15 protein-coding genes are annotated in these 22,325 nt (G+C 60.1%); 10 read left to right on the top strand and 5 right to left on the bottom strand.

Annotated elements, in window-relative coordinates:
- Positions 1-73 precede the first annotated feature (73 nt).
- Complete coding sequence (gene pap / locus PSPTO_RS08560; protein WP_011103643.1) at positions 74-1,570, top strand: polyphosphate:AMP phosphotransferase; 1,497 nt, start codon at positions 74-76, stop codon at positions 1,568-1,570.
- A gap of 51 nt (positions 1,571-1,621) precedes the next feature.
- On the opposite strand, the gene PSPTO_RS08565 is transcribed toward pap, so the two are convergent.
- The 3 genes from PSPTO_RS08565 to PSPTO_RS08575 form a co-directional block, all read right to left on the bottom strand.
- Entirely contained in the window at positions 1,622-1,855 is a 234-nt protein-coding gene (locus tag PSPTO_RS08565) for a hypothetical protein (RefSeq protein WP_225982977.1), read from the bottom strand.
- 174 nt (positions 1,856-2,029) lie between these two features.
- Positions 2,030-2,431 carry a YbaN family protein gene (locus PSPTO_RS08570; protein WP_011103644.1) on the bottom strand — a complete coding sequence of 134 codons (402 nt, stop codon included), beginning with the start codon at positions 2,429-2,431 and terminating at the stop codon, positions 2,030-2,032.
- A gap of 10 nt (positions 2,432-2,441) precedes the next feature.
- Entirely contained in the window at positions 2,442-3,029 is a 588-nt protein-coding gene (locus tag PSPTO_RS08575) for a UPF0149 family protein (protein ID WP_005767637.1), read from the bottom strand.
- A 176-nt stretch (positions 3,030-3,205) separates the two neighbouring features.
- On the opposite strand from PSPTO_RS08575, the gene recQ reads away from it, so the two are divergent.
- From recQ to PSPTO_RS08590, 3 genes are all read left to right on the top strand, one after another.
- Positions 3,206-5,335, top strand: coding sequence for a DNA helicase RecQ (gene recQ / locus PSPTO_RS08580; protein WP_007245677.1), 2,130 nt, complete (start codon positions 3,206-3,208; stop codon positions 5,333-5,335).
- Positions 5,336-5,428: 93 nt separating this feature from the next.
- The gene (locus PSPTO_RS08585; protein ID WP_003381003.1) at positions 5,429-5,863 is read left to right on the top strand and encodes a MarR family transcriptional regulator; all 435 of its coding nucleotides are present in this window, start codon (positions 5,429-5,431) and stop codon (positions 5,861-5,863) included.
- Positions 5,864-5,959: 96 nt separating this feature from the next.
- A complete protein-coding gene (locus PSPTO_RS08590) occupies positions 5,960-8,155 on the top strand; it encodes a FimV/HubP family polar landmark protein (protein WP_046463928.1) in 2,196 nt (731 codons plus the stop codon).
- 45 nt (positions 8,156-8,200) lie between these two features.
- Here the strand turns inward: PSPTO_RS08590 and PSPTO_RS08595 are convergent, their stop codons facing one another.
- Complete coding sequence (locus PSPTO_RS08595; protein ID WP_005767643.1) at positions 8,201-8,545, bottom strand: topoisomerase DNA-binding C4 zinc finger domain-containing protein; 345 nt, start codon at positions 8,543-8,545, stop codon at positions 8,201-8,203.
- 262 nt (positions 8,546-8,807) lie between these two features.
- Here PSPTO_RS08595 and PSPTO_RS08600 point away from each other — a divergent pair, with 262 nt between their 5' ends.
- The 4 genes from PSPTO_RS08600 (at position 8,808) to PSPTO_RS08635 (ending at position 18,254) form a co-directional block, all read left to right on the top strand.
- Complete coding sequence (locus PSPTO_RS08600; RefSeq protein WP_011103647.1) at positions 8,808-10,373, top strand: methyl-accepting chemotaxis protein; 1,566 nt, start codon at positions 8,808-8,810, stop codon at positions 10,371-10,373.
- 1,004 nt (positions 10,374-11,377) lie between these two features.
- Positions 11,378-14,383 (top strand): autotransporter serine protease, encoded by a 3,006-nt coding sequence (locus tag PSPTO_RS08625; RefSeq protein WP_011103648.1) that lies wholly within the window; start codon positions 11,378-11,380, stop codon positions 14,381-14,383.
- Positions 14,384-14,490: 107 nt separating this feature from the next.
- A complete protein-coding gene (locus PSPTO_RS08630; RefSeq protein WP_046463927.1) occupies positions 14,491-17,604 on the top strand; it encodes an autotransporter domain-containing protein in 3,114 nt (1,037 codons plus the stop codon).
- A gap of 359 nt (positions 17,605-17,963) precedes the next feature.
- Positions 17,964-18,254: a hypothetical protein gene (locus PSPTO_RS08635; protein WP_011103650.1), complete on the top strand. Its 291-nt coding sequence runs from the start codon at positions 17,964-17,966 to the stop codon at positions 18,252-18,254.
- Positions 18,255-18,306: 52 nt separating this feature from the next.
- Here the strand turns inward: PSPTO_RS08635 and PSPTO_RS08640 are convergent, their stop codons facing one another.
- The gene (locus PSPTO_RS08640; protein WP_011103651.1) at positions 18,307-18,882 is read right to left on the bottom strand and encodes a BRO-N domain-containing protein; all 576 of its coding nucleotides are present in this window, start codon (positions 18,880-18,882) and stop codon (positions 18,307-18,309) included.
- 431 nt (positions 18,883-19,313) lie between these two features.
- Here PSPTO_RS08640 and PSPTO_RS08645 point away from each other — a divergent pair, with 431 nt between their 5' ends.
- Entirely contained in the window at positions 19,314-20,867 is a 1,554-nt protein-coding gene (locus PSPTO_RS08645; protein WP_011103652.1) for an McrB family protein, read from the top strand.
- On the top strand, positions 20,864-22,138 hold the full coding sequence (locus PSPTO_RS08650; RefSeq protein ID WP_011103653.1) for an McrC family protein: 1,275 nt from the start codon (positions 20,864-20,866) through the stop codon (positions 22,136-22,138). Before PSPTO_RS08645 ends, PSPTO_RS08650 begins: the two co-directional genes overlap by 4 nt.
- The last annotated feature ends 187 nt before the right edge of the window (positions 22,139-22,325 follow it).

Consider the following 22,325-nt stretch of genomic DNA (forward strand, 5'->3'; position numbering starts at 1 on the left):
TGACCGATGCCGGTAATCGGTGGTCACACTCTTCATCGGGCGTCATTGAGCCATCACTCATCAGGAGCTGTGCATGTTTGAATCCGCTGAAATCGGTCATGCCATTGACGATGACACCTACGAGGCCGCTTTGCCTTCGCTGCGCGAAGCTTTGCTGGAGGCGCAGATAGACCTGCACGAGCAGGCCAAACGGCAGATCATCGTGCTGATCAACGGCATAGAAGGCGCGGGCAAGGGCGAGACGGTCAAATTGCTCAGCGAGTGGATGGACCCGCGCTTGATAGAAGTACGCACCTTCGATCAGCAGACCGATGAGGAGCTGGCCCATCCGCCTGTCTGGCGCTACTGGCGACAACTGCCTGCCAAAGGGCGCATGGGGATTTTCTTCGGCAACTGGTACAGCCAGATGCTTCAGGGTCGCGTGCATGGGCAGTACAAGGATGCGGTGCTCGATCAGGCCATCAGCGGCGCCGAACGCCTAGAAAAGATGCTCTGCGATGAAGGCGCGCTGATCTTCAAATTCTGGTTTCACCTGTCCAAAAAACAGATGAAGCTGCGCCTCAAGACCCTCAAGGATGACCCGCTGCACAGCTGGCGCATCAGCCCGCTGGACTGGCAGCAATCCAAGACCTACGACAAGTTCGTGCGCTTCGGCGAGCGAGTCCTGCGCCGTACCAGCCGTGACTACGCGCCCTGGCATGTGATCGAGGGTGTGGACGCCAATTACCGCAGCCTGACCGTCGGCCGCCTGCTGCTGGAAGGCATGCAGGCCGCGCTCAACAAGGTCGAACCCGAGTCCAGCGCGCTGACGATAGGGCCGCTGGCGATCCATAACAATGAACGTACGTTGCTCGACAGCCTCGACCTGAGCCTGCACCTGAGCAAAGAAGACTACCAGCACGAACTGATCGCCGAGCAGGCGCGCCTGTCCGGCAACCTGCGTGACAAACGCATGAAAAGCCACGCACTGGTGGCGGTGTTCGAAGGCAATGACGCTGCTGGCAAAGGCGGGGCAATTCGCCGGGTCGCGGCGGCGCTGGACCCGCGTCAGTACGCCATCGTGCCGATTGCTGCGCCGACTCAGGATGAGCGTGCGCAGCCTTATCTGTGGCGTTTCTGGCGGCAGATACCGGCACGCGGCAAATTCACCATCTTCGACCGCTCGTGGTACGGCCGGGTGCTGGTCGAGCGGGTCGAAGGCTTTTGCAGCGAGTCCGACTGGAAACGCGCCTACGCCGAAATCAACGATTTCGAAGAGCAGCTCACCGAAGCCGGCGTGGTGGTGGTCAAGTTCTGGCTGGCGATTGACGAGCAAACCCAGCTGGAGCGTTTTCAGGAGCGCGAAAAGATCCCGTTCAAGCGCTACAAGATCACCGAAGACGACTGGCGCAACCGCAAGAAATGGCCCGATTATCGTCAGGCTGTCGGCGACATGGTGGACCGCACCAGCACCGAGATTGCACCGTGGACACTGATCGAAGCCAATGATAAGCGCTGGGCCAGGGTCAAGGTGTTGCGCACCATCAACGAGGCGCTGGAAAAAGCCTTTGCCAGAGACAAGAAGAAGTGATCGCTTTCAGGGGCCTTCGGCTCGCTGTCTGATTGCGCGCAGCGTGAACGGTCAATGCCGTTCATGCGCAGGCTCTGCAATCGAGTCTTCATCTGCTGTTTCAGTCGTTGGCTTGAAGTCGCCGTTCAGCAGTCGATGCAGGCGTGATTGCGATTCGGTGTAGTGTCGCGTCTGCGTCGCATGCCCGTCAGGCGCGATGTCCTTCAGTGTTGGCGCCTGTCCGGCAGGGGCCATCTGCTCCACGGCTTGCAGGACAGCGCTGTAAAGAGGGTTCAGATCTCGCATGTTGTTCTCCCTGAAAACAGCTTCGGCAGCCGATGGATGGCCAATCATCCGCCTCAATCCGTTCGAGGCGTTTCACTGAAGCCTAAGCGAGTTTCTGCGCGACCTCAGACGGTTTTCGCATAGGCGCTATGCCAGAAAAAACGGTCTTTCAGGGGGGATACACGGCTGTTGCGTTCAACGCTTTTGCAGCGTTTTTTGCCGGATGATGTAAATCGTCACCAGCACGGCGCTGGTCAGCATGAACCCGCGAGCCCAGTTGGAGGGCACCAGATAGCACGACAGGCCGATGCTCAGCCACATCATGCCGACTGCGTACACCTTGCCCTTGAGCGGGATGCCGTTGCCTTCGAGGTAGTCACCAATCCACGGGCCAAGTTGCCGATGGTTGATCAGCCAGTGGTAGAAGCGCGCAGAGCTGCGGGCGAAGCAGGCGGCGGCCAGCAGCAGAAAGGGCGTGGTGGGCAGCACCGGCAGGAATATCCCGATGACGCCCAATGCCACGCTCAACCAGCCAACGGCCATGAGCAGGTAGCGCACCCACCCGTGACGGCTGGTGCGCGGTGGGTCTTGCGCCATAGGCGCTGACTCAGTGGTGGCGGGGTTTGAGGATCGCCGGTTTTTCGTCCGGCGCCTGGCACAGCAGGTACAGGGCCGTCAGTGCTTCAGGGATCTGCACGATCATGTCGTCCATCAGGTTGGCGTCCTGAGCGATGTCGGCGAATTCAGGTTGCTCGTCGAACAGCCCCGAACCGACCATGATCGGCAGGAGCATTTCGCTGACTTCTTCTTCGGCGCTTTCGAACCAGGCGTTCTCACGCAGGAACACGCCTTCCATGAAGCCGATGCACCAGCCGCGCAAGTCCGAATCATCCGGGTCGTCGCCCAGGTCCAGGTCGCAGGGCAGTTCGAACTCTTCGTCCGATGCCAGTTGGCGGGCAATGTGCGCCTTGAGTGCAACCAGTGTCGCTTCGACCTCGGTTTGTTGTGCTATGTCGGAATACTGTGGCGGCTCGGAGAACAGCGCGTCGATCCACTCGCGCTCCGGCACGTCTTCGGCACAGATGGACAAGGCGGTCAGGTAGCCGTGCGCGGCCACGTAGTCCAGTGCTTCTTCGTGCAGTTCATCTGCATCGAGGAAGACTTGCAGGCGGGTTAATTGCTCAGCGAAGGACATGGAAGCGCTACCTTGAAAATAAACGATGCTGGATTCTAGGCCTTGAGCGTCCGTGGCGCCAGCGCGCAGGCCAATTGCAGTTAATTTCGACCGCTGATGTCCGAGCCATCCAATGCTCCCGAGCGCTCGGGTATACTCCTGCGTTTTGCAGTGCAGCAGGATATTCCGGGGTTTTTATGCTTGAGCAGGCACAACGCGTACTTAAAGACATCTTTGGTTACGACAGCTTTCGTGGTCGCCAGGGTGCCATTATTGAGCGTGTAGCCAACGGCGGCGATGCACTTGTGCTGATGCCGACCGGTGGCGGCAAGTCCCTGTGTTTTCAGGTGCCCGGGCTGTTGCGGGACGGTCTCTGCGTGGTCGTTTCGCCGCTTATCGCGCTGATGGACGATCAGGTTGCCACCCTCGATGAGCTGGGCGTTTCTGCCGCAGCGCTCAATTCCACTCTCAATGCCGAGCAACAGCGCGAACTGGCCAACCGTATCCGTCTGGGCGAAGTGAAAATGCTTTACCTCGCCCCGGAGCGCCTGGTTCAGCCGCGCATGCTGTCATTCCTGCAAAACCTGAAAATCGCCCTGTTTGCCATCGACGAAGCGCATTGCGTGTCGCAATGGGGGCATGACTTCCGCCCTGAATACCTGCAATTGGGGCAATTGGCCGAACTGTTTCCGGATGTGCCGCGCATCGCCCTGACCGCCACGGCAGACAAGCGTACCCGTGAAGAAATCGTCACGCGCCTGCACCTGCAGAACGCCGAACGCTTCTTGTCCAGCTTCGACCGGCCAAACATCTTTTACCGCATCGTGCCCAAGGAACAGCCGCGCAAACAGCTCCTGGCGTTCCTGTCCGAGCGGCGCAGCGATGCCGGTATCGTCTACTGCCTGTCGCGCAAGAAAGTCGATGAAGTGGCTGTGTTCCTCAGTGAAAACGGTTATCCCGCGTTGCCGTATCACGCCGGCTTGCCATCGGAAACCCGCGCCGCCAACCAGAAACGCTTCCTTAACGAGGAAGGCCTGATCATGGTCGCGACCATCGCGTTCGGCATGGGCATCGACAAACCCAACGTGCGCTTCGTTGCGCACATGGACCTGCCCAAATCGCTGGAAGCCTACTATCAGGAAACCGGCCGGGCAGGGCGCGACGGCTTGCCCGCCGATGCATGGATGGCCTACGGCCTGCAAGACGTGCTGATGCTCAAGCAGATGTTGCAGAACTCCGAAGGCGACGAGCGCCACAAGCGCCTGGAGCAGCACAAGCTCGATGCCATGCTGGCCCTTTGCGAAGAAACCCGCTGCCGCCGTCAGACCCTGCTGGCCTATTTCGACGAAGACATGCCCAACCCCTGCGGGCATTGCGACAACTGTGTCGATGGCGTGCAAACCTGGGACGCCACCGAGCCCGCGCGTCAGGCGTTGTCGGCCATCTACCGCACCGGTCAGCGCTATGGCGTCGGTCATCTGGTCGATGTACTGCTCGGCAAATCCAACGACAAGGTCCAAAGCTTCGGTCATCAGCACCTGTCGGTGTTCGGTGTCGGCAAGGCGCGCACCGAAGCCGAGTGGCGTTCGCTGTTCCGCCAACTGGTCGCGCGCGGCCTCGCCGACATCGACCTTGAAGGCTACGGCGGCCTGCGCCTGAGCGACACCTGCCGCCCGTTGCTGCGTGGCGAGGTTTCGCTGGAACTGCGCCGCGACCTCAAACCACAAACAACTTCAAGAAGCAGCTCCGGCAGCCCGGCCAGCCAACTGGTGCGTGGCGAAGAGCGCGAGCAGTGGGAAGCCCTGCGTGCCCTGCGCCGCAAGCTGGCCGAAGAGCACGGCGTGCCGCCTTATGTCATTTTCCCGGACTCGACCCTGCTGGAAATGCTGCGCAGCAAACCGGGTTCGATGGCCGAGATGGCCAAAGTGAGTGGCGTGGGTGCGCGCAAACTGGAGCGTTACGGCGAGGCTTTCCTTGAAGTGCTCAGCGGCAAGACCGAGGCGCCGCAAGTGGTTGCCGACATTCGCCATGAGCTGATCAGCCTGGCGCGTGCGGGCATGACCCCGACACAGATCGCCGGCCAGTTGCAGTGCTCGGAAAAGAATGTCTACACCCTGTTGGCCGAGGCCATCGGCAAGCAGCAGTTGTCCATCGAGCAGGCGCTCGATTTGCCGGAAGACCTGTTGGGCGAGGTGCAGGATGCCTTTCTCGACGGCGAAGGTGAGCTGCCGCCGGTCTCGGCGATTGCCGAGCAATTTGCCGGTCGCGTGCCGGAGGGCGTGCTGTATTGCGTACGTGCGGCGCTGCAATCTGAATTTGAGGTATAACGGCGTGCGACGAAACGTCACCGCCCCATGCTTGCCTGATCATAAGGACCATGCTTAGCTCGCTAATAATTAGTTTGAATCACGAGTTACCTTATGCCATTGACTGACGAACATCGTTTCGGGATGCAACTCGGACACCTCACCCGGGGCTGGCGCGCCGAGCTGGATCGTCGGCTGGCTGATCTCGGCCTTTCTCAGGCGCGCTGGCTGGTACTGTTGCACCTCGCCCGTTTCACCGAGTCGCCCACCCAGCGCGAGCTGGCGCAGAGTGTGGGAGTAGAAGGCCCCACCCTGGCGCGTCTGCTCGACAGCCTTGAAAAACAGGGCCTGGTTCAGCGCCAGGCAGTGGTCGAGGATCGCCGGGCGAAAAAGATTCTGCTCAGCGACACCGCCTTGCCCCTCATCGAAAAGATCGAAACCATCGCCAATGTCCTGCGCATCGAGCTGTTGGAGGGGGTCAGCGAGGACGATTTGCGAGTCAGCATGCGCGTGCACTCGCAGATTCTGGCCAATCTCGAAAGATCCTGAGACGAAGCGGCGGGTTCTCAACCATAATCGTGCAACGGATACTCAAGTCCATCTGATTAACGTGAGAAGCCTGCTGTGGTTTCAATAAGGGTTTGCATGCTCAAGAGTTCTCTGGCTGCTGTCGAAGGTGCAGGCCGTATGGCGCGCGAGTTGTTTTGCAAGGGCGCCATTGCGGCAGCGTTGCTGAGCTGTTCAACGATGGCGTCCGCGCTGGGGCTGGGCGAAATGAAGCTGCACTCGGCGCTCAACCAGCCGCTGAATGCTGAAATCGAGTTGCTGGAGACCGGCGGTCTCAGCAATGAGGACGTTATTGCCAGGCTCGCATCGCCCGAAGCCTTCGCCAAGGCAGGCATCGAACGGGTGTTCTTCCTCAATGACCTTCGTTTCACCCCCGTGCTGCGCGGTAACAGTGGCGTGATCAGGGTGGTTTCCAACAAGCCGGTCACCGAACCTTACCTGAGTTTCCTCGTCCAGTTGGCGCGCCCGAACGGCGATCTGCTGCATGAATACACCGTGCTGCTCGACCCTGCCACGTCACCGCAAGGGCTCGCTGCCACGCGCAGCCGCAATCAGCAGCGTTCGCTGAATGCTGCGCAGGAATCGCGCATGCCGGTCGCGCCACCGGCAGCGCTGCAAGGCAAACATTACACGGTCGCCAGTGGCGACACGCTGAATGGCATCGCCAGCCGCCTGCAAGGGCCGGGCGGGAAAGTATCGGCCAGCCAGATGGCCGAAGCCATTCGCGCGCTCAACCCGCAGGTATTTGCTGCAGGGGCAGGTTCCGCGCTTAAAGTCGGTCAGGACCTGTTACTGCCTGATTCCGCCGTAATGCCCGCCGCTGCCACAGCCCCCGCTGCAAGCGCAGTTGTAGCGCCGCCTGCCGAGTTGCAGCGCACCGCCGAGCAGCTGTCGGCGGCTGCTATCGAAAACCAGCAGTTGGCGCAGTCTCTGGAAGCGCTCAAGACCCAGACCCAGGAACTGCAAGAGCAGATGATTGGCAAGGACAAGCAGATCACTGCGTTGCGCAGCGACCTTGCCCTGGCGCAGTCCGCGGCCCGACCTGCCGCACCCGCCACGCCGCCCGCGGCCCCGGCTCAGCCGGCGGTGACCGTTGCATCGAGCAGCGAGCCTCTCGTGAGCTTGCCAATACTGCTCGCGATACTGGCGCTGGTGCTTCTGTTGCTGGTGTATGCCTACTCGAAACGCCGTCAGCGTCGTCATGCCACGGCCCCTGTCGTTGCGCAGGATGACCCGCTGATCAAGCCTGCCCAGGCCGCCATGCTCCCTGTGTTCGAGGTGCCCGCCGTTGCGCCGCAGCCTGCCGCCCAGGCATCGCCATCGACGCTGGTCAAGGCTGCGACGCCGCAACGTCCGGCTGGCGCTGTGCCCGATGCGCTGGACGGTGTCAGCATTTACATTGCCTACGGGCGATTCAGCGAGGCAATGGGCATTCTGCGCAGCGCCCTGGAAACCCAGCCGGAGCGCGGCGACATTCGCATCAGGTTGCTGGAGTTACTGGCCGAGCAGGGCGATGGCAGCGGCTTTGTTCGCGAAGAGCGCTCAGCGCTTGAGCACGGCGTCGATCCGCAGACCATTCAGGACATTCGCGATCGCTTTCCACAACTCAAAGCGGCGGAGGCGGCCCCTGCTGCGTTCCTCCCCGCTGCTGCGGTCGTAGCAGCGTCCACGCTGTCTTTCGACAAAGCCGAACCAGAGCCAGCTGCCTACCTGCAACCGGACCTGGAGCCTGAGCCCCCGGCGCAACTGGACGAAACAGCCGCCGCGTCCCTCAACCCGCAGCAAACCGATGAATTCCAGCTGAACCTGGATGACCTGTCGATGGACGCCGACTGGGATCTGGTCGATCCGTTTGACACGCCGCCGCCGCGCAGCAAGCCAGAGACCGTGACAGCGCCTGCGCCCGCTGAAGTCGACCCCGGCTTTTCTTCGGACCTGACTCGATTGCCGGAAGTCTTCGAGCTGTCGGATGAGCAATTTCTCAGTGATTTCTCCGAGCCGGATGGCATTGAGCCGATCGAGCCAATCGAAGTGGTTGCACCCGCCGCTGCCGACGATCTGAGCGACGAGTTTCTCGACAGCTTCATGAACGATGACGGGGATTTCGACCTGCTGGATCTTGAAGAGCCGCCGCTCAGCCAGATCAATCAGGCTCAGGTACTGATCGAGGAGGGCGACTTGGAGTCGGCTCGTGAAATCCTGCAACAGGTGATTGACGAGTCCGACGAAGAGCATCGGCGCATGGCGCGCGAGCTGTTGGCGGGCATCAGCTGATTCAGCGTTTTCGAGTATTGAGGGGGGCCTGGCCCGGTCTGACGCCTAACGAAAGATCGGCCGAATCCCCCGGCATTTCGGATACCCCGCGCACCCCCAGAACTCTCCGGCATTCTGGCCGGTGCGGGCGACCTTGATCACCATCGGCTTCTTGCAGTGCGGGCAGGCGGGTACGACGGGCTTGGGCTGTGGCTTTGTAGCTGCGGGCTTGCGCGGCTTTTTCGTGCGCTTGGCGGGGCTGCTTTTGGCAGGTTGCGTGGGTTCGGATGATAGTGTCTCGGGCGCTGCCGAAGGCCTTTCCTGATTCGATGTCGAACCGGCAACCCGGCTCAACAGCCTGCGCAATTGGCTGATCAGGGCTTTCAGCGCTGAGGGTGTATGACCTGCCATTGGAATGCTCGAAGCCGTGTTCGCTAAAGGTCGGCATGGTGCAGGCATCTGCGGCATGAAGCAAACCGTCGACGCGCACCTGCACTGTGACGCGTACCTCAATGTTACCTGCCGATGACGCTAATTCCCGGACACCGCTAAAGACCGACCCTGCGCGGGCGATAAACTCTGCACTCGGGCTGTTGGTTGCCACTTTGAACGACTGTGCTAAACCTTCAGGGATTACCCGGACTATCGAGTATTATCAGGGAGTGGATTTTCAATGCGCGTCAACATGCCTATCACCCAGACTGAACGGACTTTTCCGGCATCTGAACGCCTCATCTCCACCACCGACCTCAACAGCCAGATCACCTATTGCAACGACGCCTTCGTCACGTTGAGTGGCTTCACCCGCGAAGAGCTGATCGGCCAGCCGCACAACCTGGTGCGCCACCCGGACATGCCCGCCGCGGTCTTTGCTCATATGTGGGAAACCATAAAACAGGGCAAACCCTGGATGGGCGTGGTCAAGAACCGCTCCAAACAGGGCGATTATTATTGGGTCAGCGCCTACGTCACTGCTGTCTACGAAAACGGTCGGATCGTCGGCTACGAATCGATGCGCTCGCTGCCGACCCGCGATCAAGTGCGCCGCGCCGATGCCTTGTATGCACGGCTGCGTGCCGGTAAATCGTCGGTCTCGGCGACCAGCACCGCTGCCTATCACCTGGTTCGCCAACTGCCGATGATCCTCTGCGCCCTGGCACTGGCTGCCGGCGTCTACCTGCTGGACGATCTGCCTTCGATCATCATGATTCCGATCGTGATGGTTGTGCTGGGCGGCTTTCTGGAAATGCGCCAGCGCCGCAGCATTCGCAGCACCCTTGAAGAACACCCCAAAGCGTTCACCAGTTCACTGGTTGCGCTGACCTACAGCGACAACCGTGGCCCGCAGGCGCAGCTCGATCTGGCCATGCTCAGCGAAGAAGCCCGCCTGCAAACGGCCCTGACGCGCCTGGCCGATACTGGCGAGAGCGTGCGCCAGCATGCCGGTCGGTCGGCGCAATTGTCGCTGCGCCAGGCCGAGTCGCTTGATCAGCAACGCAGCGAGGCCGATCAGTCGGCCACGGCGATCAACCAGATGGCGGCGACCATTCAGGAAGTGACGCACAACGTACAGAGCACTGCCCATGCTGCCGAAGAAGCCGACAAGCTGGCGCAGCAGGGGCGTGGTCTGGCTGATGACAGCCTGTTGGCGATTCGGCACATGGCCAACTCGGTTACTGACATCGGTCAGGCCGTGGGCGAACTGGCCGATGCCACGCAGTCGATTGGCAGCGTGGTCGATGTGATTACCTCGATTGCCCAGCAAACCAACCTGTTGGCGCTCAACGCCGCCATCGAAGCGGCGCGTGCCGGTGAGCAAGGGCGTGGTTTTGCGGTGGTCGCCGACGAAGTTCGTTCGCTGGCTTCACGCACCCAGACCTCGACCGAACAGATCCAGCAAATCATCACCTCCCTGCGCGACGGCGCCGCCCGTGCGGTCCTGACTGCCAACAAAGGCGAGCAGATCTCCAAGGAAAGCGTCGCCAGTGTCGAAGCCGTGCAGAAAGCCCTGGACGGTATCAGCCAATCGGTAACGCGCATCACGGGCATGAGCCAGCAAATGGCCTCGGCGTCGGAAGAGCAAAGCCACGTCGCGGAAAACATCAGCCAGCAAATCACCCGCATCGCCCAACTCTGCGACCAAAGCGCCGGCCAGGCACAGCAAGGCTCGCAGATCAGCACCGAACTGGAAGAAATGGCGCAATACCTGCACAGCCTGGCAGAGCGCTTCAGCCGGTAATTTCAACAACCACTATCGTGCGACGCAGAGCGTCGCGAACTGCATTCCCACGCTGGAGCGTAGGGAACGATGATTGATGTCAACTATCGTGCGATGCTCTGCGTCGCATGCCTTTCCGGACGCTCAGCGTCCTCTTATTGCGACGCAGAACGTCGCGAACTGCATTCCCACGCTGGAGCGTAGGGAACGATGATTGATGTCAACTATCGTGCGATGCTCTGCGTCGCATGCCCTTTCCGGACGCTCTGCGTCCTCTTATTGCGACGCAGAGCGTCGCGAACTGCAATCCCACGCTGGAGCGTAGGGAACGATGATTGATGTCAACTATCGTGCGCCGCTCCGCGTCGCACGCCGTTCCGGACGCTCTGCGTCCTCTTTTGCGACGCAGAGCGTCGCGAACTGCATTCCCACGCTGGAGCATAGGGAACGATGATTGATCTCAACTATCTTGCGCCGCTCCGCGTCGCATGCCGTTCCGGACGCTCTGCGTCCTCTTTTGCGACGCAGAACGTCGCGAACTGCATTGCCACGCTGGAGCGTAGGGAGCGATGATTGATGTTAACTATCGTGCGCCGCTCCGCGTCGCATGCCGTTCCGGACGCTCTGCGTCCTCTTATTACTTTAGTTAACTTGTGTCACTAATTACCTTAATGCCTATTCCTTGCTGTGCGACAAGGCATAACAGTTTTAATAAATAATTTATATTGTCCGACAATTCCATCGTCGCCCATCAAGTTAGTGTTGACCTTGAAAGTTTTAATCAGCGCCCGAATACATTTGCGTACAATTAAATAGCCACTATCGATTTGAGTGGATTGCGTTAATAGACCAAATAAGTTCAATAAATTCATGCAGATATCACTGGATTAAATACCCAAAGATGGCGCTCGTGAATACCCGTCACTCTGTATCAAAACTGAAATAAAACGGTTGCCAAGTATGTAACTGCGGACTATGTTTTGGCTGCGCTCAATCAGGAGCCGACCATTAGCAGGTGTGCAGGGATGCAAAAGTCGAAGTGTGTGAGTGCTGCCCGTTATTCTTCAAAAACCGTAGCAACTGGCGCACTGTGCGCGCTGTCTTTTACTTTCGGCTGTTCGGCCTACGCTGATTATGTCGAGCAGGGAAAGTTGGGTGATGCGGCCAGTTGGCGTTCAGCAGAGTTCCAAAGTGACTGGGGCCTGGGCCGCATTCAGGCTGATCAGGCCTACGCTGCTGGCATGACGGGCGCAGGGGTCAAGATCGGTGCGCTGGACTCGGGTTTCGATCCGTCTCACCCAGAAGCCAGCCCGTCCCGCTTTCAGGCAGTAACCGCCACGGGCACTTACGTCAACGGCACACCGTTCAGCGTCACCGGCGCGATCAACCCCAACAACGACACCCACGGAACGCACGTCACCGGCACCATGGGCGCGGCGCGCGATGGCGTGGAGATGCATGGCGTGGCGTACAACGCGCAAATCTACGTTGGTAACACCAATCAGAACGACAGCTTCCTGTTCGGCCCCAACCCGGACCCGCAGTATTTCAAGGCGGTGTACGGCGCACTGGCTGATGCTGGCGTGCGCGCCATCAACAACAGCTGGGGCAGCCAGCCGGCCGACGTGACCTACGCCACCGAGTCTGGCGTGCGCGCCGCCTATGCCCAGCATTACAACCGTGGCACCTGGCTGGATGAAGCGGCCAACGTCTCGCGCAAGGGCGTGATCAACGTGTTCAGCGCTGGCAACTCCGGCTACGCCAACGCCAGCGTGCGCGCCTCTTTGCCGTATTTCGAGCCAGACCTCGAAGGCCACTGGCTTGCCGTGTCGGGCCTCGACGCCTCCACCGGTCAACGCTACAACCAGTGCGGCCTGTCCAAATACTGGTGCATCACCATGCCCGGCCGGCTGATCAACAGCACCGTGCCCGGCGGCGGTTACGGCATCAAGTCCGGCACCTCAATGTCTGCACCGCATGCCACCGGCGCACTGGCGCTGGTGATGGAACGCTTCCCGTACCTGAACAACGAGCAGGCGCTGCAAGTGCTGCTGACCACCGCCACCCAGCTCGATGGCTCGGTCACTCAGGCGCCGACCACCAGCGTCGGTTGGGGCGTGGCCAATCTGGAGCGGGCGATGCGCGGTCCCGGTCAATTGCTCGGCACCTTCGACGCCAACCTCGGCACAGGCTTGACCGATACATGGAGCAACAATATCTCCGATCAGGCGTTGATTCAGCGTCAGGCCGAAGACACTGCCGAACACGCCACATGGCAGCAAACACTGATCAGCAAAGGCTGGCAAAACGGCGTCGCCAGCACTGCCAGCCAGCAGGACCAGGCCGACTACGCAACAGGCAGCGCCCGTGCTGCCGCCGCTGCACAGCGCCAGTACCAAGGCAGCCTGATCAAATCCGGTGCGGGCCGGCTGATTCTGCAAGGTGCCAACACTTATCGTGGCGAAACGCTGGTCAACGGCGGCGTGCTGTCGGTCAACGGCTCGCTGGTGTCCGCCGTGCAGGTCAACGCGGGCGGCACGCTGGGCGGCAATGGCCAGATCGGCGGGCTGACTGCGCGTAACGGCGGCGTGGTCGCGCCGGGCAATTCCATCGGCACCTTGCAGGTCAACGGCAACGTCCTCCTTGAGCCAGGTTCGACCTACGCCGTAGAGCTTTCGCCCGCCGCCAGCGACCGCATCGTCGCCACCGGCAGTGCCACCGTGTCAGGTGCCAACATGACCCTGGCGCTTCTGGACAACACGCCGGTTGCCTTGAATTCTGTACCCACCCAAAGCGTTGCAGGCCCTCAGTACAACGTGCTGCAGGCCGCCAACGGCATCAACGGCCAGTTCGGCTCAGTCACTTCAAACTACGCTTTTCTGGGCGGCCGACTCGACTACGCAGCCACCGGCGTTGCGTTGAACATCGAGCAAACAGCCGCCTTCAACAGCGTTGCACGAACCCCTAACCAAGCTGCCGTGGCGACAGCCGCCGAACAACTCGGTGCAGGCAATGCGGTGTACGAAAACCTGTTACTCACGCAAAACCCGGCCTCTGCCCGCGACAGCTTTCAGCAATTGTCCGGCGAGATTTACCCGGCCATTGGCAGCGTGCTGATCAACGACAGCCGGCAGGTTCGTGATGCGGTGGGCGAGCGTCTCGGGGCCAGCGTGTTGGGCGGCGAGGGCAACACTGCCGCGCAAGACAATGTCTGGATTAAAGCCTTGGGTGCCTGGGGCAAGACTGATTCGCGCGACGACACCACCGGTTACACCACCTCGATCGGCGGCCTGCTGGCGGGCGTCGATGGCAACGTTGCCGACGACACGCGTCTGGGCGCCGTCGCGGGTTACAGCGACAGCTCGTTGAACATGGGCTCGGGCACACATTCCCGGGCCTCGGTGGACAGCTACCATCTGGGCGCTTACGTCGGTCATGAAATCGGCGCACTGAGCCTGACCCTCGGCGGCGCACACAGCTGGCACCGCATCGATGCACAACGTGACGTGCAGGTCGGCGGTGCAGCAGGCAAGGAAAAAACCAAACACGATGCCCAGAGCACGCAAGTGTTCACCGAAGCGGCGTATCGCATCCGCTTGCAACCCGCGACCCTCGAGCCGTTCGCCAATCTGGCCTACGTCCACCTCAACACCGACAGCTTCACCGAGAAGGGCGATGCGGCGGCGCTGTCTGCCGGTAGCGATAACCGTGATGCCGTGCTCAGTACCCTCGGCCTGCGCGCATTGAAAACAATCGCAATCACCGAACGGCAAAAGGTCGACCTGTCCGGCAGCCTCGGCTGGCAGCACAACCTGAGCAGCACCGATTCCGAACAGCACCTGGCATTCGCCTCGGGTGGTGGCAGTTTCGGCATCGAAAGCTCGCCGCTGGTCCGCGATGCGGCACTGGTCGGCGCCCACGCCAGCGTTGCGCTGAGCAAGGACGCGAGGATCAGCCTCGATTACAGCGGCCAACTGGCCAGCCGTGAAAAAAGTCATGGTGTTGGCCTGAGCCTTAACTGGCAGTTCTGACCCAGGCAGTACCCAACTCCAACCCAACCCCTCAACCAAAAAGAACGACGCGCATGCAGATGCATGCGCGCGCGGATTCGTGCGCGTTAACTAAGGACGGTAGTTTCATGAAAGATGCATCCACCACCCGACACACTTCTGTCACACCCCTGCGCCAAGCCATTCGGGCCATCAACCGCGCCTCTTGCGGCGCACTGGCCTGTTACCTCGCGACCTTGGGCGTGGCACATGCTGCGCCCTACGTGGAAGCAGGGCAGGCGGGCAACGCCGCCAGTTGGCGCAGCGCCGAATTCAATGCCGACTGGGGTCTGGGCGCGATCAACGCCGATCAGGCTTACGCCGCTGGCTACAGTGGCAAAGGCATCAAACTGGGCATCTTCGACCAGCCGGTCTACGCCCCGCACCCGGAATTCTCCAGCGCCAACAAAGTGGTCAATCTGGTCACCAGCGGCATTCGCGAATACACCGACCCGTACATCCCGGTGAAGGCGGGCGACGCCTTCCGCTACGACGGCGCACCGACCCTGGACTCCGGTGGCAAACTTGGCAACCACGGCACCCACGTGGGCGGCATCGCCGGCGGCGACCGTGATGGCGGGCCGATGCACGGCGTGGCTTACAACGCGCAAATCCTCAGCGCCGACAACGGCGACCCAGGCCCGGAAGACGGTATCGTGCTGGGCAACGACGGCGCGGTGTATCAAGCGGGCTGGAACGCATTGGTCAACAGCGGCGCAAGAGTCATCAACAACAGCTGGGGCATCGGCATCACTGATCGCTTCGATAAAGGCGGTCGCGACCCGGCGTTCCCGCACTTCACCGTGCAGGACGCGCAAGTGCAGTTCGACCAGATCCGCCAGATCCTCGGCACCCGCCCGGGCGGCGCGTATCAAGGTGCGATTGACGCAGCGCGCAGCGGTGTCGTGACCATTTTCGCCGCGGGCAACGACTACAACCTCAACAACCCCGACGCAATGGCCGGGCTCGGTTACTTCGTACCGGGCATCGCCCCCAACTGGCTGACCGTTGCAGCCCTGCAACAGAACCCCGACGCTGCCGCCGCGACCACGCCTTACACGCTGAGCACCTTCTCGTCGCGCTGCGGCTACACCGCCAGCTTCTGCGTTTCGGCACCGGGCACGCGCATCTACAGCTCGGTCCTCAACGGCACCAGCCTCGAAGACCTGACCGTCGGCTGGGCCAACAAAAACGGCACCTCGATGGCCGCGCCCCATGTGGCAGGCAGCATGGCCGTATTGATGGAGCGCTTCCCGTACATGACCGGCGCGCAGGTCGCCGACGTGCTGAAAACCACCGCCACCGACCTCGGCGCACCGGGTGTCGATGCGCTGTACGGCTGGGGCATGATCAACCTCGGCAAAGCCGTCAACGGCCCGAGCATGTTCGTCACCGAGGCAGACATTCCGGCTGAGTTCCGCATCAACGGCGCGTATGGCGACAGTCAGTTCGTTGCGGATTTACCCGGCGTCGGCGCGATTGTCGATGCCGGCAAACCGACCCAGCGCACCTGCACCGGGTTGCAATGCGGGCTGGACGTGTGGAGCAACGCCATCGCGGGCCACGGTGGCCTGACCAAACAAGGCATCGGCACGCTGGTGTTGAGCGGGGCCAACAGCTACAGCGGCCCGACGTTGGTCAATCAAGGACGCCTGGCCATCAACGGCTCGCTGGCCTCGGCCGTCACCGTCAACAACGGCGGCGTATTGGGCGGCACCGGCAGCGTTGCGTCCTTGACCGCCAACCAGGGCGGCACCGTCGCGCCGGGCAACTCCATCGGCACCTTGCAGGTCAACAGCAACGTCCTCCTTGAGCCAGGTTCGACCTACGCCGTAGAGCTTTCGCCCACCGCCAGCGACCGCATCGTGGTCGGCGGCACCGCCACCGTAAGCGGCGCCAACATGGCCCTGACGCTGGAAAACGACAACGCCGCTCTGCTCAGCAGCAACCAGACCAGCAGCGTCATCGGCCGCCAATACAACGTGTTGCAAGCGGCTGGCGGTATTCAGGGCCAGTTCGGTTCGGTCACCGACGATTACGCGTTCCTCGCTGGCAACCTGGCTTACACCGGCAGCGGCGTAACCCTGGCCCTTGAGCGTAACGGCGACAGCTTCGCCAGCGCTGCGCAAACCTACAACCAGCGCAGCGTGGCCCAAGCCATCGAACAACTGAGTGTTGGCAATTCGGTGTACGAGAGCGTCATCCTCAGCCCGGACACCGCCACCGCCCGCCGCGCCTTCACCCAACTGTCGGGCGAAGTGCATCCAGCCATCGCCACGCAGCTGATCAACGACAGCCGCCAACTGCGCGACGCTGTGGGTGATCGCCTGCGCGTCGCAGGGCTGTACGACCAACCAGCGCCGGGCAGCGAAGACAACTCGGTGTGGGTCAAGGCACTTGGCGCATGGGGCAAAAACGCCGGCAGCAGCGACGCTGCCAGCTCGACCTCATCGCTGGGCGGCCTGCTCGCCGGTGTCGATGGCCTGATCAGCGATCACACCCGCCTGGGCGCAATGGCAGGTTACAGCGACACCTCGCTCAGCCTGGGCGACGACACCCACTCGCGTGCCTCGGCAGACAGCTACCACTTGGGCGCGTATATCGGCCACGAACAGGGCCCTTTGCGCCTGACCGCTGGCGCGTCGCACAGCTGGCACCGCATCGACGTGAAACGCGACCTGCAGTTCGGCGCGTTTTCCGACCGCCAGAAAGTCAAACGTGATGCCCAGTCGAGCCAGGTCTTCACCGAAGCCGCCTACCGCCTCAACCTGCAACCGCTGACACTGGAACCGTTCGCCAACCTGGCCTACGTGCACTTCGACAGCGACAGCTTCACCGAAAAAGGCGGCGCCACGGCCCTCAACGGCAGTGACGACACCCGCGACACCGTGCTCTCGACCCTGGGCATGCGCGCCGGCAACCGCTTCAACCTCAACGACACCCAAAAACTCGACGTCTCCGCCACCCTCGGCTGGCAGCACAACCTGAGCGACACCTCGGCCGAACAACACCTGGCTTTCGCCAGCGCAGGCAACAGCTTCAACACCCAAAGCGTCTCAATGGACCGCGACGCCGCCGCAGTCGGCGCCCGCGCCAGCCTCGCACTGGGCAAAGATGCGCGCATCAACCTGGACTACAACGGCGTGCTGGGTGCACGGGATAAAACCCACGGCGTGGGCTTGTCGCTGGATTGGCAATTCTGATGGAGGATGCCTGCGGGGCGTAGTAGCCTCGCAGGCACTAGGTAATACCTATCGGGCCAATGCTCCGCGTTGGCACGCATTTCGTGACGCTCCGCGTCACATCCAAGCCATCAGGCAAATATCAGATTACCCACGAATCCAAGCTTCTGCCCGGAGGGCGTAGGAGCGAACTTGTTCGCGATCTGCCGGGAACCGGCAGCAAAACCGGTGCATGCGGTACATCATTTGCCAACCAAACCTCAGACTCTGTCCAGTCATGCTTCCCCCAAAATCACCTCAATAAACAAAGTTTGATGGCCCAGTAGCATCATGGTAAAACCTTGCAACAGACACCCGTCTGTACTCGCTAAGGAATAGCCATGAAAAAGACAGGGACAGGCTTCGTCGCCATACTCGCATTGCTCTGCGCCTTCTCCGCACACGCCAGAGAAACCCAAGTCACAGACGCCTCAATCGTCAACGCCATCATCCAGGAATCCATCGACAGCTACTCCGGCAACTGCCCTTGCCCCTACAACGCTGCCCGCAACGGCAGCCGATGCGGCAAGCGCAGTGCGTATAGCCGTGAAGGAGGGGAGGCACCCACCTGCTTCAAGGAAGACGTCACCAAAGAAATGATCAGCGACTACCGCCGCCGCCTGAAGAACTGATCCGACGAGACACAATGGCCGTCATCCAAACGTCACGGCCATAACTCCGCATTCAACCCAACCGAGAAACAGGCAACACCGCCCGCCACCACGACTTCGCCAAGCGATGCGGCCGCGCATCAACCTGCATCTGCGGGTGCGCCAACAGCATCGGCATATCCCGCAACCGTATCCACGGCTCGCTGTGCCAGTGCAACATACTCACCGACAACCCCGGCCACTGCAGCATGCTCAGGTTCGGCGTACAGTCATCAAACGGCACTTGCCCATCTCGCAAGGCAGGCACCACCTCGTTGGTAATCCACTGCCGCAACCCGCGATTCTCCGCGTGGTAGTGATGCACCATCATCGCGTACGCGCCCGACTCACTGACCATCAGCTCTGGCTCGGCTTCGCCGTGCAGGTCGAGCGTGATCATTCGGTGCTGGTCTGTGTCCAGCTTGCGCAGCGTCCGCTCGTTCAACGGCCAGCCGATCATGCGACCCAGATCGCGGGCGCTGAACCAAGGTTGGTTTTCGAGGAGGAGGGCGAGGAGCTGGCGGTTGTGGCGTTGGAAGGGGGTTGGGGTAAAACCGGCAAAAACCTCGTGTGCCTGACGAGCACTGCCCCGGAATAGATTGCTTAACATGCTGACCTCTGCGTATGAGCTGAAATAACGTTAAAGACCAACGCAGAGCGGGCGTAAGAAATCCCAACTGAGTGGCTCAGCAAAGCCGAGATTCCCGTTCAATCAGAACGACTAGAATCTGGAGCTAATGCTTAACTCACTGTGTCTACGTTGGGCGTTTCTTAGGCACCGGCGCATACGATACCGGGGGTCGCAACGTGTAGATATCGGACCGGGGAGGGTGAGGCTGTCAGGGTTTTCTGATTTTTCAGGCGTACATCGGATCTCAGCAACCCCTATCGTTCCAACGCTCTGCGTGGGAATGCAGTTCGCGACGCTCTGCGTCTCAGTCTCAAGGCTGCTACATAAACACGACGCCACCGACGCTTCGCTTTACCCATGCTGGCAATCTAGATACTGTTGTCGGACTTTTCCTACAAGGACGTTCGGCAATGCCTTCGCTCAATCAGATTTTCTTCGGTCCGCCCGGTACGGGGAAAACCTACGCCACAGTCGAAGCGACGTTGCAGATCCTTGATCAGCCTTTTCTTGCTAAAAATGCTGGTAGCCGATCAGCTCTGAAGGCTCGTTTCGACGAACTGCTCGCAGCAGGCGACGTGCGCTTTGTGACTTTTCATCAGAGCTTCAGCTATGAAGACTTCGTGGAAGGGCTACGCGCTACAACTGACGAGCAAGGTCAGATCCGTTACGAAGTGGTATCTGGCGTCTTCAGGAGCCTGTGCGAGTCAGTCGCGACTGAACTGAGTGGAAAGTACCGTGCATTCAAGGTCGGTGATCGCTACGGCACAGGCTACAAAGTGACCCGCGCCACGCCTGACGTCGTTGAGATAGAGAAGCCTCAAGGTAAACATCTCCCCATCGGCATGAGCCTGCTGAATACGCTCGCTTCTTATGTAGACGCCGGCACGTTCACTATCGAAGAACTGGGCAATGGTCGCTGGGACAAGAAAGTGCCGGGCTCCGTCCTTGATCCGTTTTTGGTGAACGGCTACAAGAACTTCTTGCCATCAATGGTCGAGCACATGCTGGGCAAAAACGAGGAGGGCTTATTTGAGCCTGCCCCCGTTCAACATAGCGACGCCAAGGTGCTGATCATTGATGAGATCAATCGTGGCAATGTCTCGCGCATCTTTGGCGAGCTGATTACGCTCATTGAACCTTCCAAGCGAGCAGGCGCAGACGAGGCTTTAGAAGTCACGCTGCCTTACTCAAAAGAACGTTTCAGCATCCCCGGCAACATTCACCTGATTGGCACTATGAACACCGCTGACCGATCCTTGGCCGCGCTGGATATCGCCCTGCGTCGTCGCTTCACCTTCATCGAAGTCCCGCCTAATCCAGAGTTGCTTGATGAAGTAGAAGTTGATGGCATCGCCATCGACGAATTGCTCAGCTTGATGAATCAACGCATAGCGGCCCTGCTTGATCGAGACCACTGCCTTGGCCACGCGTACTTCATGCCGCTCAAGGATGAGCCTACGTTGGAGCGGTTGGAAGGCATCTTCCGCGAGCAAATCCTGCCGCTGCTTCAAGAGTATTTCTTCGAAGATTGGCAGCGCATTCAGTGGGTTCTCAACGATCAACGCAAGGCTCCGGAAAATAGTTTTCTGATTCAACTGAGCCAAGACCTCATTGCGTTGTTTGGGGATACGGTCACGGTTGGCCAGAGCAATGAGCGTTGGGAGTTGAATCTGCCAGCGTTCCAGAAGATTGAATCGTACCTGGGTGTGATTGATCACAACCTGAAAGTCGGTGCGCCGCTGGAAGCAAAAAACGTTAGAACAGACGGGATAGATATAAGGCAGTCTGCCGATGGTTGTATCGATGTGTATCGCGGAGGTCAGCACATTAAGCCCACAAAGCCGCTGTTGCGCGAACTTGCGAGCAAGCACGGCATCTCCAGTACGTCCGCGTCGGGTAGCGAGCTGAATACGCGAAGCCTCGGACGCAAGATCATTAAGTTTCTCAGCGAGCAGCAGGGGTGAAAACCACTGTTACGGTCCGAGAATATGCTCGACTGACAACCGTCAACATTGCCAACTCGACGCTCGATGTAGCCCAAGTGTCGCCCTCGGCCTTCGACTGGCTCTGCGAAACCAGCTCACGCTTTAGCAAAGCCGGCGCAGCGCTGGTGCAAGTTGAAGGCCGCCGCTGGCTGAAACTCGACAATTACGTTGGTGCGCTCGAAACACCCTGCGGCACGCGAATCGAAATCCTGCCCAAGCATTTCGAACAAGGTGATTGCATCCAGCAGAGCCGTGCTTTGCTCAGGCGCATGATTCAGAAGTCACTAGACCTGCCGACCCGCAAGGTCGGTGCAACCGCGTTGCAGCGCTTCGACGCGCCTTTAACTGAATGGGTGATAAACAGTTTTTTGGAAGCGCTCGACCACCTCATAAAGCGCGGCCTTCGCTTCGACTACCAGCGCGTGGAAGAAGAACAGCGGTATCTACGCGGCCAACTCAACACCGCCCGCCAGATGCGCCAACCACCTGGCCGACAGCACCAATTCCAAATGCGCCACGACATATTCCAACCCGATCGGGCAGAGAATCGCCTGCTCAAAACAGCGTTAGACATCGTCTGCAAAACCGCTCAAGACCCTAGTAACTGGCGCTTGTCTCATGAGCTGCGCTCAATGCTGCTGGAGATCCCAAGCAGCCGGGACACGACTCAAGATTTTAAACAGTGGCGTCGCGATCGGCTGATGGCTCACTACCAACCGGTAAAACCGTGGTGTGAACTCATCATCCAACAGCAAACGCCACTTGCGATTGCTGGCGAGTGGCATGGCATGAGCCTGCTGTTCCCGATGGAGAAACTGTTTGAACGCTACGTGGCTGCATGCCTGAGGGATTCACTGCCGCCAGACGCTACGCTGCATACCCAGCGCAGCAGCGAGTATCTGTGTACTCATGAGGGCAAAAAGGTTTTTCAGCTGCGGCCTGATCTGATGATTACGCAGGGAGAGAAGAGCTGGGTTCTGGACACCAAATGGAAGCGGCTGGACAGCGAGCTTGGCAGCAAAAACTATGGTCTGAGCCAGGCTGATTTTTATCAGCTATTTGCGTATGGGCAGAAGTATTTAGACGGGCAGGGGGATCTGGTGCTGATCTATCCGAAGCGAGGGGCGTTTCAGAAGGCGTTGCCGGTTTTTGAGTTTTCGGAGGGGTTGAGGTTGTGGGTGGTGCCGTTTGATCTTGCGGTTTCAACATTCGTTATGGCTGAGCATTTTAAACATACAGGCCCGCTTTAATAGCTGCCGGCCCCCGTGAACTGAACTGTGGTATGACATATGCTGCTGGTAAACTCACGAGAACGTGCTGAAACGCTTCTATTTCTGAAAATTCTCCCATTGGGAAAATTCCGACTTTGTTAACACTATGACCACATGTCTGTTATGCGCAAAGCGGTTCGATTCCCTCCGCGTGGCGAGGTGTGGT

This window comes from Pseudomonas syringae pv. tomato str. DC3000 (genome assembly GCF_000007805.1).
Classification (GTDB): domain Bacteria; phylum Pseudomonadota; class Gammaproteobacteria; order Pseudomonadales; family Pseudomonadaceae; genus Aquipseudomonas; species Aquipseudomonas avellanae.

Coding starts and splice junctions, on each gene's coding strand:
- PSPTO_RS08640 (WP_011103651.1), bottom strand. CDS start 18,882: ATGTTAAGCAATCTATTCCGGGGCAGTGCTCGTCAGGCACACGAGGTT.
- PSPTO_RS08590 (WP_046463928.1), top strand. CDS start 5,960: ATGCTCAAGAGTTCTCTGGCTGCTGTCGAAGGTGCAGGCCGTATGGCG.
- PSPTO_RS08630 (WP_046463927.1), top strand. CDS start 14,491: ATGAAAGATGCATCCACCACCCGACACACTTCTGTCACACCCCTGCGC.
- PSPTO_RS08600 (WP_011103647.1), top strand. CDS start 8,808: ATGCGCGTCAACATGCCTATCACCCAGACTGAACGGACTTTTCCGGCA.
- PSPTO_RS08625 (WP_011103648.1), top strand. CDS start 11,378: ATGCAAAAGTCGAAGTGTGTGAGTGCTGCCCGTTATTCTTCAAAAACC.
- recQ (WP_007245677.1), top strand. CDS start 3,206: ATGCTTGAGCAGGCACAACGCGTACTTAAAGACATCTTTGGTTACGAC.
- PSPTO_RS08595 (WP_005767643.1), bottom strand. CDS start 8,545: ATGGCAGGTCATACACCCTCAGCGCTGAAAGCCCTGATCAGCCAATTG.
- PSPTO_RS08585 (WP_003381003.1), top strand. CDS start 5,429: ATGCCATTGACTGACGAACATCGTTTCGGGATGCAACTCGGACACCTC.
- pap (WP_011103643.1), top strand. CDS start 74: ATGTTTGAATCCGCTGAAATCGGTCATGCCATTGACGATGACACCTAC.
- PSPTO_RS08645 (WP_011103652.1), top strand. CDS start 19,314: ATGCCTTCGCTCAATCAGATTTTCTTCGGTCCGCCCGGTACGGGGAAA.
- PSPTO_RS08635 (WP_011103650.1), top strand. CDS start 17,964: ATGAAAAAGACAGGGACAGGCTTCGTCGCCATACTCGCATTGCTCTGC.
- PSPTO_RS08570 (WP_011103644.1), bottom strand. CDS start 2,431: ATGGCGCAAGACCCACCGCGCACCAGCCGTCACGGGTGGGTGCGCTAC.
- PSPTO_RS08575 (WP_005767637.1), bottom strand. CDS start 3,029: ATGTCCTTCGCTGAGCAATTAACCCGCCTGCAAGTCTTCCTCGATGCA.
- PSPTO_RS08565 (WP_225982977.1), bottom strand. CDS start 1,855: ATGCGAGATCTGAACCCTCTTTACAGCGCTGTCCTGCAAGCCGTGGAG.